Below are 15110 nucleotides of genomic sequence, written 5' to 3'. Positions count from 1 at the left end.
ACGCGCAGGCGGAGATCCGCACCTACCGAGACGTCAGCCTCGCGGTGATGGCGCGCATGGGCGCGATACTCGGCTGGCCTGCCTGGAAGCAGCGAACCCTGGCGCTCGGGATCCACGCGCTCTACTGGATCGAGCGACTCGGCACATGGCGCCGGATGACGACGCTGCGTCCGCCGTCGCGGACCGACGCGCTCGGCTGAACGGACAGAAGCTCACGACCTCCGTTCGCGGACACGCAGACTCGCGATCGTGATCACCAGGAGGAGGAGCACCAGAAGCACCTTCCCGGCGCCGATCGCGGGGACAGGTGCCGCAGCGGGCGGCTCCTCGAGCGCGGCGTCGAAGGACCCAAGGGGTGTCGTCGTGCGCCCTTCTGCTCCGACCGCGGGAACCAGCCGCGTCTGATCGAGACCGAGCTGCGGCCCGATCGGACTCGTCCCCGTCACCGCGAGGTTGTTGCCGGCATGTCCGTCTGCGATCCGGAGCTCCGGGTGGTCGAACGGAGCTCGCTCCCAGCGCACCCGCTCGTCCGTCAGGCTCAAGAGGAAATCGAGAAGCGCCTGTCGTAGCTGAGGCGAGAAACGCAGATCGACTTGTGGGAACACGGTGCCGAACTGCTTGCCCGGGGTGTCGTAGTTGCCTCCCCGCGTGTAGAACTCGATCACCTCCTGGAGCGTCGCCATGCTCCCATTGTGCATGTACGGGCCGGTGAGCTCGACGTTCCGCAGGCTCGGGATCTTGAACGAGTTCCGGGCTGCGCTGCGCATCTTCGTGTTGCTCGGGCTCTGGAGCTCCGCCCGCGCCGCGGCCGGCGTCGGAACGAAGGCGCCCAGCGCCGAGAAGCAGCCGGTGGTGCTCTGCGGCTGGGGAAGCACGCCCTCGACCTGGGTGAAGAAGATCGGGTGCGCGTCGGGCTGGTTTCGCGCTATCGACACGTCGAGATCGCACGCGCGGACCTCGTCCACGTGAGGATCGACGACCCCCGACGGGTTGCCCGCGAGAAACTGCAAATACTGGTCCGCGTAGGAGAGCGGGTTGCCGAAAGGGTCGCTTCCCCCGAGTCCGAGGTCCGCCCCATCCGGCGTCACGCCATTGCTCGCGAAGCCCGTATCGATGACTGCTGTCCCTCCCGTCACCGATTGGCGCGTCACCACGTTCGAGCTCGTGCTCACGGCGAAGGTCTCGTTCCCGAAAACGGTCGGATCCTGCTGCACCAGCGTCGCGTTCGTGACCAGCGCCGATGAGGTGAACACGGGACCGGTGTGGCAGAGGTTGCAGTGCGCGGTCCGGAACGTGTCGAAGCCGAGCTGCGCCGAGGGGCTGAGATCGATCGGCACGCCGTTGGGATCCACGGCGCTCAGGTCGAACGGAGACTGGTCGGAGATCAGCGTCGCTTCGTAGAGCTGGATCGCGAGCGCGAAGAACATCCCGAAGTTGGCCTCGAACTGCGTGTAAGGCTGTGGATCCGTCCCAGCGGGCTGGCCGAATGGGCCCGTCCCTGCGTACGACCAGTACTTCGAGGCGAAGGCGGCCTGGACCAACGCCCGGTAAGTCGTGGCGAGACCCGGACGGAGGTTGCCCGGCGTGCTCTGCGCCAGGGGCCCCAAGACACTGTCGCTCCAGTGGACGTTCTGGTCGGCGAGCGGCGCGCGGTCAGCCAGCTTGCGGCCCAGATCCGGATGTTTCCGTGACTCGCAGCTCATCTCGACGGAGTTGAGCGGCGGCGCCAGCGCCTGCGACGCGAGCGACGCGCTCTCGAGCGCGAGCCGCTGCTTCATCACCGAAGTGGGTCCCGTTCTCACCCAGACGCCTGCATCCGGATCGCGCTCTCCCCACTGGCTGCTGCCGTTGAAACGGTTGCTCGCGGCGCCATCCCAGAACTGACGGAAGGAGAAGACCGAGTTGATCACGCTGGGCGCGTTGCGCGCCTCGACGCGCCGCACGCCTACAGAGCCGACGTGGAAGATCGGGTCGGGCTGTCGCGCGCAGTCGTCGGTTCCCGACGACGGAGACACGCTGCGAAAGACCCCGCCGAAGCTCCCCGCCGAGCCGACCACGTCGTCCGACGCGTACACCAGCGCCGCGATGGGGTTGAGCGGGTCGCTGGTGCGGTAGAAGGGGAAGTCGCTGCGAGCGAGTCGATAGTTGGGTCCGCGAACGCCCCCCGAGGGAGACAGATCGAACGCGGTGGTCGCGACGGCCGGGCTCTTGCCGCCCGGTGCGAGCTGGTTCATGACCCTCGAATCCGCACCCGCGTGGAAGTGACACGTGGCGCACGCGACGCCGTCGCTTCCGAGGTTCATGTCCCAGAAGAGCGCCTTGCCCAGAGCGATCGCCGCGCCCTGATCGACGACGATGGGATCGGGACCATCGACGAGCCCCGGTACCTGAGGAACAGGCGCTCCGCGCAGCGAGATCGGCTTCGGCCCGAAGTGCGCCCGGCCCTCGCCCGGCACGACGCTCAGCGCCAGCGCGAAGAGGAGCGGGAGAGCGCGCGCAAAGCGACGCGCCGGCTCGTCGCACATGGCGACCTCGTGCAAGGGAGCGTCCTAGGAGCGACGGCGTGCGGCGTTGAGTCCCGTGAGAGCGAGCGCGCACAGCAGAAGCGCCGAGGGCTCCGGCACCGTCGAGACCTGGATGTCGTACAGTCCGCCTGCGAGCGCCGGATTCGTACCGCCCACGTAGAAGGTGTACCAGCCGGCGGAGACGTTGCTGAGCTCTAGCTGCGCAAATCCGGCACCGACGCTGCCGCCGACGGCGCTCACGAAGGCATCCGTCAGCGTCATGTCGAAGACGCCGTGGGCGACGGTCTCGCCCCAGCCCGTCGGAGTTCCCGTGTAGGACGGCCCCGAGATCGCGTAGCCCAGCAGCGCCTGCATGTTCCCGCCCTGTCCGTATTGCATCCAGAGCGTGCCGGACGCGCCCAGTACGCCGAGCGCGTTGAACGAGTGCGGCGTGCCGAAGCCGGCAGTCGAAACCTCGCCGCCCCAGCCGGTCGTCCCGCCGTCGAACACGGTCGCTCCGCTCGCCCAGACCGACACACCCGGCGCGAACCCATCGTCTCTGGCCTGGATCGTGATCGTCGCCAGGGACGTCCCGGGCAGGTAGACGTTCCACCAGTTGCCCGTGTGCGCCCACGCCGAGCCGTTCAACGCCGGGTTCCCGGCCATCGAAGCAGCGAGCCCGCCTACGCCGCTCACGCTCGCGCTCTCACCCGGCAACAACGCCGGCGCGGCGACCCCGCCGTCCCAGGTGGAGAATCCGACTGCGCCGGCGGCGCGCGCTTCGTTCGCCGCCACGGCGGCGACGAGCATCAACACAGCTCCCGCGACCCGCGACAAGGGCCTGCTCAGACGATCTGAACTCTTTCCGATCACGACCTGCCACTCCCTTCCGCGTTCCCATCGCGGCGGGCGGATGCTAGCAGCGCTCTCTCCAGGCCTGGCGCGGTACGTTGTCGCACCCAGCTCCAGCACGGAGGCGGCGCGAGATAGGCTTTGGAGATGACGATCCGATACGCCGTCCGGGCCGCGCGACTGGTCTCTCTCGGCTTGTTGTTCTTCGGCCCGGTGGCCCTCGCGCACACCCAGAACGGCTCGCTCTCGAGCTCCGCGTCGGCCACGGACCTCTACCAGATCACCTGCAGCGCCGACGCGAGCGGCACGCCGCGTTCGCTCGCCGTGCGCATCCTCGACGCGTCACCCGGAGCGCTTCCGCTGGTGAGCGTTCAAGTGCATCGAAATCAGAGCCTGCAGAACGCGACAGACACGATCGCTGCCGACGCGACGCCGAGTGCTCAGATCGCCGTCAACGAAGGAGTCGGGGCGTACGACGTTCTGGTGGACAAGTCCGGTGGCGGGCTCAAGTACTACACGCTGACCTACCACTGCGCCTCGGAGCTCGATGGTGGCGGGTTCGAGATCGAGAGCACGGTGCTTTTTCGTCAGGATCAGTAGAGGCGCCTTCGCTCGGCAGCCACGACCTGCAGCCTCCGGCGGCTGCCCGGCTCGCGAGCACCCGCGAGCATGCGGCCTGTCGAGGGCACCCCGTAGAGCGGCGAGGCCATCGCCGTCACAACGACCGCACCCGTTACCCCGTCGCGTCCCCGGGCAGCGCCGGTCGACGTTAGCTCCTGAGCCAACTGCTCGTCGACGCTGGCGACCCAGCCGCGATTCGAACGCGGGACCTTCTGCTCCGGAGGCAGACGCTCTATCCAGCTGAGCTACTGGGTCGGGTGCCCCAGTCGATACAGGGAACGGGCGGGGGCTGCAACTAGGCGCGCGGCAGGTCGAGCATGGCGGCGGCGAACTCGGTGAGGACTTCGACCGCGGCGTCGAGGCTGTGGAAGCGGCCGTCGACGAGGCCGAGCGCGAGCGCTTCCGTCTGCGCGACGATCGCCTCGGCGATCATCGCGATGCGCTCGCGCCCGCGCGCGGAGCGGCTCGCCAGGCCGAAGCGCGCAAGGTCGTCCGCCAGGTCTCGCACCACGTCGGCGCGCAGCTGACGGGCGCGCTCCGCGAGCGGCGAGTCTGTGCGGAAGCGCTCGACGAGATAGAGGCGCAGGAGCTCGGGGTGCGCGGTCCAGGTCTCGAGCGGCAGGCGGAAGGTCTCGCGCACCGCGTCGAGACCCGCGCCCGCGAAGAAGCGCTCGCGCGCTGCGCGCAGCTCGGCGCGCAGCGGCCCGAGCTGCTCCTCGCCGAGCGTGCGCAGCAAGTCGTCCTTGTCGCGGAAGTGGACGTAGAAGGTGGGCTGGGCGACGTCGGCCGCGCGCGCCACCGCGCTCGCCGAGAGCCCCCCCGAGCCGTTCTTGCCCAGGAGCACGGCCGCCGCGTCGAGCAGCCGGCGGCGGGTCTCCGACTTCGACTGTTCCCGGGCCGAGCTTCGCGGTTGCGCCACGAATCCGATGATAATACTATTATCGGCGAAATGGAAGACTTCCCCGTCGTCGTGGTCGGCAGCGGCTTCTCGGGCATCGCCATGGGCGTGCAGCTCAAACGGGCGGGCATCGAGTCATTCACCATCCTGGAGAAGGCCGGCGACATCGGCGGCACGTGGCGCGACAACACCTACCCCGGCGCAGCCTGCGACGTGCCCTCTCACCTGTACTGCTTCTCCTTCGAGCCCAAGCCGGACTGGTCGCGCGCGTTCTCGCCGCAACAGGAGATCCAGGAGTATCTCCGTCACTGCGTCGCGAAGTACGGGCTCGGGTCGCACATCCAGTTCCACAAGAAGGTGACGGGCGCGGAGTTCGAGGAGCGCACGGGCACCTGGACGGTGCGCATCGAGAACGGCGAGCCGCTGCGCGCGCGCGCCGTGGTGCTCGGGAACGGCGCGCTGCACGTGCCGGCCTATCCCGAGATACCGGGCCGCGAGAGCTTCGAGGGGCGCATGTTCCACTCGGCCGAGTGGGACCACGCGGCTCCGCTCGCGGGCAAGCGCGTCGCGGTGATCGGCACCGGCGCGAGCGCGATCCAGTTCGTGCCAGAGATCGCCCCCGAAGTCGAGAAGCTGCAGGTCTTCCAGCGCACGCCGCCCTGGGTCGCGCCCAAGCCCGACCACGCGTTCTCGGCGCGGCGGAAGTCACTCTTCCGGCGCTTCCGTCCGCTGCACTGGCTGCAGCGCGCCTGGATCTACTGGACGCTCGAGCTGCGCGCGGTGGGCTTCGTGATCGACCCGCGGCTCTTGAAGCTGCTCGAGAAGCTCTTGCGCGCGCACCTCGCGCGCGAGGTGCCCGACCGCGAGCTGCGCAAGAAGCTCACCCCGACCTACACGCTGGGCTGCAAGCGCATCCTCTTGTCCAACGACTACTTCCGCGCGCTGCAGCGGCCCAACGTGGAGCTCGTGACCGCGCCGATCGAGCGCATCACCCCGAAGGGCATCCAGACGCGCGACGGGGTGGAGCACCCGGCCGACGCCATCGTGTGCGGCACGGGCTTCATGGTCGGCGACTATCTCACCCGGCTGCGGATCGTGGGCCGCGGCGGACGCACCCTCGACCAGGCGGTCACGGCGCGCGAGGGCAGCTATCTCGGCGTCGCGGTGCACGGCTTCCCGAACCTGTATCTCCTGATGGGCCCGAACACCGGCCTGGGTCACAACTCGATGATCTTCATGATCGAGGCGCAGGCGCGGCACGCGCTCAAGGCCATCCAGGCGATCCGCAGCCAGCGCCTGGCCTTTCTCGACGTGCTGGCTTCGGCCCAGGCGCGCTTCACCGGCCGGCTGCAGGCGCGCATGCGCCGCTCGGTGTGGAGCTCCGGCTGCCAGAGCTGGTACATGGACACCGACGGCTACAACGGCACGCTGTGGCCGTACTTCACTTTCCAGTACTGGTGGCGCACGCGGCGCCTGGCGCTCGGCGACTTCGAGGCCGTCGCCGAGCGCGAGTGAGCCGGGCTCAGGAAGGGCCGATGAAGTCGACGTCGCGGTGGCCGTCGATCATGCTCGGGGTCACCACGTAGTCGCCTTCGACCGACGCGGCCCAGATCTCGTGCGACGGCTCGGTGTTGCCCAGCGTCGCCACGTAGGCGATGCCGCTGGTGATCCCGCCGACCAGCGCGAAGGCGACCTTGGCCGGAAAGTAGATCGGGTTGGCCAGCGCCGTTCCCACGTAGCTCGCGGTCGAGTGACCGTGCCAGTCGTCGGCGCGTGCCGAGCCGGGTACGGTCGCGATGGCGAAGCACGCCATCAGAAGCAGCGAGAGTGACTTCTTCATGTCAGTAACCTCTCCTTGCGAGACAGTCCGCGTACGCGGCGCGGGCCGTCTCGGTCTTGCGGTTCTCTTCCGACAGTCCCCGCAGCGCGCCTACCGTGGCGCCCACGAGTGCTCCGATGCCTGCGCCCTTGCCCGCGCCCTCGCCGCCCTTGGCGATCGCGCCGCCCGCCGCGCCCACGCCGGCGCCCACGCCGGCCCCGATCGCGCCGTCGCGCACGATGCGGCCGGTGTTTCGCTCGGTGTCGGCTGCGTAGCGGTTGCAGTCCTCGATGACTCGCTCTTCGACCTGGCGCGCCGAGCCGCGGCTCGCCGCCGCGCGCACGGCCGGGCTCTTGCGCAGCGCGAACGCGCCGGCGCCGATCGCGAGCATGACGGCAGTGACTGCGGCGGTCGCAATCACTGCCGTGCGCCAGGGGTTGTGCTGCGAGAGATTCGCGGGCGTACTCATGCCCCGGGAGAGAGCAAGCCGCGTGCCCGAAGCGGCGGGAGCGCGCGAGCGAGGCCGCCGGGCGCGCCGTTGCAGGCGCTTTGCAGAATTCAGCTCGTGAGACCGGAGAGCAGGCGCCGCAGCGCTGCAGTCACGTCGCGCGCAGTCTGAGTCGGGTCGTCGGCCGCGGCGCACAGGAGCGCCCCTTCCATGACTGCGCCCAGCACCAGGTGCGCGAGCGCGTCGACGTCGCGCTCGCTCGCCTCGGGGCCCAGCACCTGCGCGAGCACCATGCGCGTGGCTGCGCCGAAGTATTTCGCGTCGATCTCGCGCCACTTCGCCCAACCGACCACCGCCGGGCCGTCGACCAACAGGATCCGCTTCACGTCGGGCTCGCTCGCCGCCAGGAGATAGCGGAGCACCGCCTCGGCCACGAGCTCGAGCGGCCCCGCGCCTCGGCGCAGGGGCGGTGGGGGCAGCGCCGCGAGCTCGCCCTGAATGCGGTCGAGCACGCGCGTGAAGATCTCGCGCTTCGAGTCGAAGTGGTGGTAGAACGCGCCCTTCGCCACGCCCGCGCGCGCCGCGATGTCGTCGATCGAGGTGGCCTCGAAGCCGCGCGCGGCGAACAGCTTGCGCGCCGCGCGCTCGAGCGCCCCGATCGTGGCCTCGCTGCGCTCCGCCTGGGTCTTTGACATACCGACTCTTGGTCTGTTATTACCGACTCGAAGTCGATATTATCGAGGAGGCGCGAGATGAGCGAGGCACTGCAAGGGCTCCTGGCTTTCAGCGGCGTGCTGCTGTTCCTGCTCGGGCTGTTGTCCGGGTTCGCGATTCCGCTCCTGCGCAGCCCGCGGATCGGGCTCTCGGCGCACGTGGCGGCGATCCAGAGCGGGCTCGCGCTCGTGGCGGTAGCCTGGGTCGGGTCGCGACTCACCCTGCCCGAGGCCTGGGCCGCGGCGATCGCGCACACGCTCTGGGTCTCGCTCTACGTGCTGTGGGTGGGCCTGCTGTTCGCGGGCGCGTACGGCACCGGGCGCACGCTGCCGATCGCCGGCGCGGGGCTGCGCGCGAAGCCCTGGCAGGAGACCACGGCACTGGTGCTGATCGGCGCTGCGTCCGTCGGCTCGGCGGCGGCGATCGCCGCGCTGCTCTGGCACTGGAGCTGGCGCGCTGCGGCCTAGCCGGCGGTCTGCAGCCCCGCGGCGATGCCGTTGATGGTCGTGAACAAGCTGCTCAGCAGCGCCTCGCGCTCCACGCCGCCCTCCGCCCGCGCCAGCCGGCGCAAGAGCTCGATCTGCGCGTGTGACAGCACGTCGAGCGCCGCGTTGCGGCGCTTCACGGTCGCGAGAATGTGCGGGCGGTCGCCCAGTATCTCGGGCTGGCCCGCGACCGCCAGCACCGAGGTGACCGTGCGCTCCCATTCGGCGCGGATCAGCGGGAAGATCTTGCGCGCGTCGTCGTCGGCGAGCGCGGCGTAGCACTCCGCCACGTCGATGTCGGCGCGCGCGAGTGCGAGCTGCGCGTTGTCGACCAGCGCGCGGAAGAACGGCGACGCGCGGTACAGGTCACGGAGCCGCTCGACCCCGAGCTCGCGCCCCAGTGACTGGAGCGCCGAGCCCAGCCCGAACCAGCCGGGCACGCCGTGCCGGCTCTGGTTCCACGAGAACACCCACGGGATCGCACGCAGGTCGCCGAGCGACAGACCCGGCCGGCGGGAGCTCGGGCGCGAGCCGATCGGCAGCGCGGTGACTTCGATGATCGGCGTGGCCGCCTGCACGTAGCGCGCGAGCCGGTCCGGGTCGGCGACCAGCGCCTCGTAGGTGCGGAGCGCGATCTTCGCCGCCTCGTCGAACACCGAGTCGCGCGCCGCCAGCTCGGCGCGCGGCACGGGCGTGCGCTCGGCCAGGCCGGACAAGAGCACCGCCGACACCGACTGCTCGAGGTCGCGCTGCGCGACCTCGAGCGTGGAGTAGCGCGTGTTGATGGTCTCGCCCTGCTCGGTGACTCGCAGCCGCCCGCGCAGCGCGCGCTCGGGCTGCGCGCGGATCGTGTCGTGCGCCGGGCCGCCGCCGCGGCCGATCGCGCCGCCACGGCCGTGGAAGATCGTGAGCCGCAGGTCGGCGTGCTCGGCCACGTCGGCCAGCGCGTGCTGCGCGCGGCGCAGCGCGACCTGACTCGTGACGTAGCCGACCTGCTTGCACGAGTCGGAGTAGCCGATCATCACCTCGAGCTCGCGCCCGATCGCGGCAGAGACGTGCGGCGAGGCCAGCATCTGCTCGGCGAGCGGCCGCGCGTTCGAGAGGTCCTCGAGCTGCTCGAGCAGCGGCACGGGCCGCAGCTCGCCGGGCGCGAGCCCCGCCGCGCGCTCGAGGAACAGCACCTCGAGCAGGTCGGAGAGCGTGCTCGTGAAGCTCACGATGTAGCGCTCGCAGGCGCGCGGGCCCTGCTCGCGCCGCGCGCGGCCCACCATGTCGAGCGTGGCGAGCAGGTCCTGGGTCTCAGCCGAAAGCGCCCCGCGCGCAGGCGGCGCGAGTGACTCGGGCCGGGCGAGCAGCTCGCCCAGCACGCGGCAACGCCGCGCCTCGTCCATGTCGCCGTAGCCGCGCGCGCGGACCAGGCCCGTGGCCGCGAGCAGCTCGGCGGTGACCCGCTCGTGCACGCCGGAGTGCTGGCGCAGGTCGAGGCTCGCCAGGTGGAAGCCGAACACGTCGGCGCGCCGGCGGCAGTCGCGCAGCCGGCCGCGCGCCATGCGCCCGTAGCCGGCCGCGACCAGGCTGCGCTCCAGCTGGAACAGGTCGCGCTGGTAGCCGGCCGCATCGACGTAGCTCGACTCCGCGCGCTCGAGCGTCGCCCGCAGGCGCGCGCCCATGTACCAGAGCTTCTCGCGCCACGGCTCGTACACGGTGAAGCGCGACACGCGCGCCGCGATCTCGGGGAAGCGCGCGCGGTCGCGCTCGAGTGAGTCGGCGAGCTCCGCGATGCCCTCGGGCCGCGGCGCGCGCCGCGACGACATCGACAGCTCGCGACCCAGCATGCGCACGTCGGCCAGGTGCCGCTCGAGCGCGAGCGCGCGCTGGCGCTCGAGCGCCGTGCGCGTCACGTGCGCGGTCACGAAGGGGTTCCCGTCGCGGTCACCGCCGATCCAGCTGCCCCAGCGCAGGAAGGACGGCACCGGCCAGTCACCCGCGCCGCCCTCGCCCAGCCGCAGCCAGTCCGCGTCGGGAAACAGTCCCTCCAGCACGTCCTCGAGCTCGCGGTAGAGCGCTGGGGTGGCATCGAAGAGCGTGCGCGCGAACACGTCGAGGCCGGCCTCGAGCTCGTCGCGCGGCGCGGGCTTGGTGGCGCGCGACTCCTCGGTGCGGGTCAGGATCGCGACCTGGTCGGCGAGCTGCGCACGCAGTGACTCGGCCACGCGCGCGCCGCCCGGGTGACCCAGCGCGTCCAGGAGCCGCCCCACCTCGGACACGTGGTCGCGCGCCGTGCGCCGGCGCGCTTCGGTCGGGTGCGCGGTGAGCACGGGCATCACGAACAGGCGCGCGAGCGCGTCCCGCACCTCGGCGGGCCCCTGCCCCGCCCCGGCCAGCTCGCGCAGCGCGTCGGCCAGCGATCGGCGCGCCGGATGCGCGCGGTCGTAGCGCCGGAGCTGGCGGACGCGCTGCACCTCTTCGGCTGCGTTCATCAGGTGCAGCCCATGAGTCACCGCGCGCGCGACCTCGGCCAGCGCGCTGTCGTCGAGCGCCGCGATCCGGGCGGCAAAGCGCGCGCGCTCGCCCGGGGCGGCGCCGCGCGTGCGCAGCACCGCCGCGGCCGCGCGCAGCTCCCGCACCCGTGCCAGCGTGGCCTCGCCCGAGAGCTCGCGGATCGCGCCGTCCAGCGCCTCGCCGAGCTGCGCGAGATCGGCGTCGAGTGACTCCTGGGTTCCGGCCGCCGTCACAGCCCTAGGCTACTCCGCTCCGCTGTGGTACGCGCAAGAAACGTGCCCTGGCGCGGGGCCGCTGGCTCCCCGTGCGGCGCGGAGACTGCCCCCTTCGCGGGCGAGCGCTGACTGGTCCGCGGGCACTATGCTCTCGGGCCCGAGCCGACATGACCGAGCCACGCGCCTACACCCCGAAGCACCTGGCCGACAAGATCCTGCGCGATAAGAGTGCGCTCGAAGGCGAGCGCAAGCAGGTCACGGTGCTGTTCGTCGACGTGAAGGACTCGACGCGGCTGGCGGCGCGCGTGGACGCCGAGCAGTGGCACGGGATCCTCGACCGCTTCTTCACGTTGCTGGCCGACGCGATCCACCGCTTCGAGGGCACCATCAACCAGTACACGGGCGACGGAGTCATGGCGCTGTTCGGCGCCCCGATCGCGTACGAGGACCACGCCCAGCGCGCGTGTCACGCGGCGCTCGCGATCTGCGAGGAGGTGCGCGAGTTCGCGGCCGGGCTGCGCCGGGCCACGGGCCTGCGCTTCAGCGTGCGCGTGGGCATGAACTCGGGCGAGGTGATCGTGGGCGCGATCGGCGACGACCTGCGCATGGACTACACCGCCCAAGGTCACACCGTGAACCTGGCCGCGCGCATGCAGCAGCAGGCCGCGGCCGGCCGCGCCTACCTGACTGGCCACACCGCGGCGCTGGTCGACGCCTACTTCGAGCTCGAGCCGGTCGGGCGCATGCGCGTGAAGGGCGTGAGCGGGCTGGTGCGCACGTACGCGCTCGCGGGCACCGGCAGGGCACGGGCCCGGATCGAGGCTTCGCGCGCGCGCGGCTTCAGCGCGCTGGTCGGACGCGAGAGCGAAGCGCGCGCACTCGACCGGGCGCTCGAGCGCGCCAGCTCCGGCGACGGGCGCACCGTGTGCGTGGTCGGCGCACCCGGCGTGGGCAAGAGCCGGCTGTGTCACGACGCGCTCGAGCGCTGGCGCGGGCCGAAGATCGCGATCGCCAGCGCCCACTGTCCCGCGCACGGCCGCACCCTGGCGCTCACCGTGCTGCGCGAGCTGCTGCGCAGCTTCTTCGACATCTCGCCGGGCGAGAAGCCGTCCGTGAGTCGCAAGCTCGTGAAGGCGCAGCTGCGCTTCGTGCGCTCGGCCGACGAGGGCGACCACGCGCTGGTGCACAACTTCCTGGGCCTGGCGAGCCCCAGGGACCCTCTGCCCGCGCTGCCAGCCGCGGCGCGCCGCGAGCGGCTGTTCGCGCTGGCCTGCGCGCTGGTGCAGGCGCGCGCCGCCCGCGAGCCGACGGTGCTGCTGCTCGACGACGTGCAGTGGATCGACGCCGAGAGTGAGTCGTTCCTGGCGCGCCTGGTCGACGCCGTCGGCTTCACGCGCAGCCTGCTCTTGCTCACGGCGCGCCCGGAGTACGAGGCCCCGTGGCTGGCCGCGTCGCAGCTCGAGCGGCTCGAGCTGGCGCCGCTCAGCGAGGCCGCGACTGAGTCGCTGCTGCGCAGCCTGCTGGGCGACGACCCGTCGCTCGCGGGGCTGTGCGCGCTGGTCACTGCGCGCGCGGCGGGCAATCCCCTGTTCGCGGAGGAGATCGTCCAGTCCCTCCTCGACCAGGGCGTGCTGGCGCGCGAGCGGCACGGCATGCGGCTGGTGCGCGAGGCCGGCGACATCCTCATCCCCGTCACGGTCCAGTCGCTGCTCAGTGCGCGCGTCGATGCCCTGCCGGCCTCGGCCAAGCGCGCGCTGCAGGTCGCGGCGGTGGTCGGCAAGAGCTTCGCCGAGCCCGTGCTGCGCGTGGTCCTCGCCGACGCCGCGGGCGACCTGCCCGAGGCGCTGGCCGTGCTGCAGCGCGCCGACCTGGTGCGCGCCGACGGCGACGGCCGCTACGCCTTCAAGCACCCACTCACTCAAGAGGTCGCATACGGCTCGCTGCTCCAGGAGCCACGCGCCGCGCGCCACGAGGCGGTGGCCCGCGCGCTCCAGGACCTTTATCACGACCGCCTGGGCGAGCACGCCGACCTGATCGCGCACCACTGGGAGGCCGCGGGCAAGCGCCACGAGTCGTACCGCTGGCGCCGCCTGGCCGCGCTGCGGGTCACGAACATCCAGCTCCGCCGGCCCGAGCGGCCGGAGCGTAGGTAGGGCCCCCACGCGACCGCAGGGTTTGAAACCGACCCGGCCGATCCGGTAGAAGGGTGCATGCCCTACAAAGCGCTCGTCGAAAAGTCGGTCCCGGTGCCCCGCGCCAAGATGTACGCCCTGCTCGCCGACTTCGGCGGGATCGGCAAAGTGATGGGTGACGCCGTCGAGTCGTGCGTGCTCGAAGGCGAAGGCATCGGCTCGATCCGGCGTGTGAAGGCGCGCGGCTCGAACGACGTCCTGGCCGAGAGACTCGACGCCGCGCTCGACGGCCGGCTGATCTCGTACTCGCTGGTCTCCCCCTCGAGCCTGCCGCTCGAGTACTACAACGCGGTCGTGACTCTGCACGACGCGCCCGGCGGCGGAACGCTGGTCGAGTGGGGCAGCAACTGGGTCGCGAAGGGTGCGCCCGAAGACACGGTGCGCCGCATGCTGAACGGCCTGTACACCAACATCATCGACGCGCTGGTGAAGGCCGCGAAGTAGCGCGACGTGGTGGGCGATCCGAGATTCGAACTCGGGGCTCCTACCGTGTGAAGGTAGTACTCTACCGCTGAGTTAATCGCCCACGCAGCGGTAGCTTACGCTAGCACGTCGGCGCTTGGTCTGCCTCGCGCTGCCAGCCGAACGCGAGCGCCGCCGCGCGCCACAGGCACCAGCCGGCGAGCGCCGACGCGGCCATGTGAATCACCCAGGCGATCGGCCGGCACCAGTCGACCAGGCCCACGCGGCCGAGCAGCCAGTGCCAGTCGTGCGTGTCGCCGCCGACCAGGGGCAGCACCATGTCCTTCGCATCGCCGAGATACTCGGCCATGTACATGGTGCTCTCCGCGAGCCAGATGCCGCACACCCAGGCCTCGAAGGCCCGGCCCTGGCGCCACAGATGCGCGGCGCACGCGGCCGGGAAGAAGAGCTGCCCGATCGTGCCGCCCAGCATGTACAGCGTCTGGCCAAACATGAAGAAGACCACGTGGCCGCCCTCGTGGAACAAGAGGTTCACGCCGTCCAGGAAGTGCCAACGGTAGGCGGCCACGAGCCACACCACGTACGGCACCAGCGCCACCGTGAGGGCCCGCTGGAACGTCATGCGCCCCAGATCGGCGCAGGTGACTAGGGCCTGAAGTGCAGGCTGCGCGTGCGGGTCAGGGTGTCGAAGCCGAGCACGCTCATGCTGTGGCCGCGGCCGGACTGACCCACGCCGCTCCAGGGCAGGCGCGGGTCGCCGAAGTCACAGCGGTTCATGAACACGGTGCCGAAGCGCAATGCTGCGCCGAAGCGTTCCGCGCGCGCGCGGTCGGCGGTCCACACGCTGGCCGTGAGGCCGAACACGGATTCGTTCATGCGCGCGAGCGCCTCCTCGTCGGAGGTCACGCGCTGCACGGCCAGGATCGGCCCGAACTGCTCCACCCCCATGAGCTGCGCGTCGGAGGGCACGTCGCACACCACGGTGGGCTGGAAGAAGCGCCCGCGACCGCCCACCGACGTGCGCTTTCCGCCGGTGACCCGGCGCGCGCCGCGCCGGACCGCGTCGTCGACCAGCGCCTCGAGCTCGGCGGGGTGCTGCGGCTGCGCGATCGGGCCGAGCGTGGTGTCGGGCGCGAGCGGGTTGCCGAGCACGTACTTCTCGGCGAGCTCGCGCGCGCCCTCGACGAAGGCCGCGTAGTGACTCGCGTGCACGTAGGCGCGCTCGACCGCGCAGCAGCTCTGGCCCGCGTTGTACATGGCGCCGTCGACCAGGCCGTCAACCGCGCGCGCGAGGTCGGCGTCGGCGGCCACGTAGGCCGGGTCGTTGCCGCCGAGCTCGTAGCCGATCTGCAGGAACCGGCCCGCGGCCGCCTGGCTGATGCGCGTGCCGCCGTGGACCGAGCCCGTGAACACCACGTGGTCGACGCGCGGGTCGCC

At 71.3% G+C, this 15110-nt stretch carries 15 protein-coding genes and 2 tRNA genes; 6 read left to right on the top strand and 11 right to left on the bottom strand.

Translation table 11 applies throughout. The annotated features are described in order from the left end of the window. A partial coding sequence (locus VMR86_20310; protein HTO09406.1) for a ferritin-like domain-containing protein occupies positions 1 to 200 on the top strand: 200 nt, incomplete at its 5' end. Positions 201 to 212: 12 nt separating this feature from the next. Here the strand turns inward: VMR86_20310 and VMR86_20305 are convergent. Then, on the bottom strand, positions 213 to 2540 hold the full coding sequence (locus VMR86_20305; protein ID HTO09405.1) for a cytochrome-c peroxidase: 2328 nt from the start codon (positions 2538 to 2540) through the stop codon (positions 213 to 215). Positions 2541 to 2549: 9 nt separating this feature from the next. Beyond that, positions 2550 to 3317 (bottom strand): PEP-CTERM sorting domain-containing protein, encoded by a 768-nt coding sequence (locus VMR86_20300; protein HTO09404.1) that lies wholly within the window; start codon positions 3315 to 3317, stop codon positions 2550 to 2552. 186 nt (positions 3318 to 3503) lie between these two features. Here VMR86_20300 and VMR86_20295 point away from each other — a divergent pair, with 186 nt between their 5' ends. Then, a complete protein-coding gene (locus VMR86_20295) occupies positions 3504 to 3956 on the top strand; it encodes a hypothetical protein (protein ID HTO09403.1) in 453 nt (150 codons plus the stop codon). Positions 3957 to 4155: 199 nt separating this feature from the next. On the opposite strand, the gene VMR86_20290 is transcribed toward VMR86_20295, so the two are convergent. Continuing rightward, positions 4156 to 4232: transfer RNA gene (locus tag VMR86_20290), tRNA-Arg, on the bottom strand. A 40-nt stretch (positions 4233 to 4272) separates the two neighbouring features. Further along, positions 4273 to 4896, bottom strand: coding sequence for a TetR family transcriptional regulator (locus tag VMR86_20285; GenBank protein HTO09402.1), 624 nt, complete (start codon positions 4894 to 4896; stop codon positions 4273 to 4275). Positions 4897 to 4926: 30 nt separating this feature from the next. Between VMR86_20285 and VMR86_20280 the strand changes: the two genes are divergently transcribed. Beyond that, positions 4927 to 6390, top strand: coding sequence for an NAD(P)/FAD-dependent oxidoreductase (locus tag VMR86_20280; GenBank protein ID HTO09401.1), 1464 nt, complete (start codon positions 4927 to 4929; stop codon positions 6388 to 6390). A gap of 7 nt (positions 6391 to 6397) precedes the next feature. Here the strand turns inward: VMR86_20280 and VMR86_20275 are convergent, their stop codons facing one another. The 3 genes from VMR86_20275 to VMR86_20265 form a co-directional block, all read right to left on the bottom strand. Then, positions 6398 to 6715, bottom strand: a complete 318-nt coding sequence (locus tag VMR86_20275) for a hypothetical protein (protein ID HTO09400.1) — start codon at positions 6713 to 6715, stop codon at positions 6398 to 6400. Between the two features lies 1 nt (position 6716). Continuing rightward, a complete protein-coding gene (locus VMR86_20270) occupies positions 6717 to 7163 on the bottom strand; it encodes a hypothetical protein (protein ID HTO09399.1) in 447 nt (148 codons plus the stop codon). Positions 7164 to 7252: 89 nt separating this feature from the next. Further along, entirely contained in the window at positions 7253 to 7837 is a 585-nt protein-coding gene (locus tag VMR86_20265) for a helix-turn-helix domain-containing protein (protein ID HTO09398.1), read from the bottom strand. A gap of 57 nt (positions 7838 to 7894) precedes the next feature. Between VMR86_20265 and VMR86_20260 the strand changes: the two genes are divergently transcribed. Then, positions 7895 to 8323, top strand: a complete 429-nt coding sequence (locus VMR86_20260) for a hydroxylaminobenzene mutase (GenBank protein HTO09397.1) — start codon at positions 7895 to 7897, stop codon at positions 8321 to 8323. On the opposite strand, the gene VMR86_20255 is transcribed toward VMR86_20260, so the two are convergent. Further along, positions 8320 to 11076 carry a phosphoenolpyruvate carboxylase gene (locus tag VMR86_20255; protein HTO09396.1) on the bottom strand — a complete coding sequence of 919 codons (2757 nt, stop codon included), beginning with the start codon at positions 11074 to 11076 and terminating at the stop codon, positions 8320 to 8322. The genes VMR86_20260 and VMR86_20255 overlap by 4 nt on opposite strands. A gap of 149 nt (positions 11077 to 11225) precedes the next feature. Between VMR86_20255 and VMR86_20250 the strand changes: the two genes are divergently transcribed. Both VMR86_20250 and VMR86_20245 read left to right on the top strand, forming a co-directional pair. After that, positions 11226 to 13211 carry an adenylate/guanylate cyclase domain-containing protein gene (locus VMR86_20250; GenBank protein ID HTO09395.1) on the top strand — a complete coding sequence of 662 codons (1986 nt, stop codon included), beginning with the start codon at positions 11226 to 11228 and terminating at the stop codon, positions 13209 to 13211. Positions 13212 to 13268: 57 nt separating this feature from the next. Further along, positions 13269 to 13694: an SRPBCC family protein gene (locus tag VMR86_20245; GenBank protein ID HTO09394.1), complete on the top strand. Its 426-nt coding sequence runs from the start codon at positions 13269 to 13271 to the stop codon at positions 13692 to 13694. A gap of 7 nt (positions 13695 to 13701) precedes the next feature. Here the strand turns inward: VMR86_20245 and VMR86_20240 are convergent. The 3 genes from VMR86_20240 to VMR86_20230 all read right to left on the bottom strand — a co-directional run. Continuing rightward, a tRNA-Val gene (locus VMR86_20240) sits at positions 13702 to 13776 on the bottom strand. A gap of 18 nt (positions 13777 to 13794) precedes the next feature. Next, the gene (locus tag VMR86_20235) at positions 13795 to 14295 is read right to left on the bottom strand and encodes a hypothetical protein (protein ID HTO09393.1); all 501 of its coding nucleotides are present in this window, start codon (positions 14293 to 14295) and stop codon (positions 13795 to 13797) included. A 23-nt stretch (positions 14296 to 14318) separates the two neighbouring features. Further along, positions 14319 to 15110 (bottom strand): aldehyde dehydrogenase family protein (locus VMR86_20230; GenBank protein ID HTO09392.1); only part of this gene is annotated, 792 nt, incomplete at its 5' end.

The organism is Myxococcota bacterium (assembly GCA_035498015.1).
Classification (GTDB): domain Bacteria; phylum Myxococcota_A; class UBA9160; order SZUA-336; family SZUA-336; genus VGRW01.
This window is presented reverse-complemented; position numbering and strand designations above follow the sequence as displayed.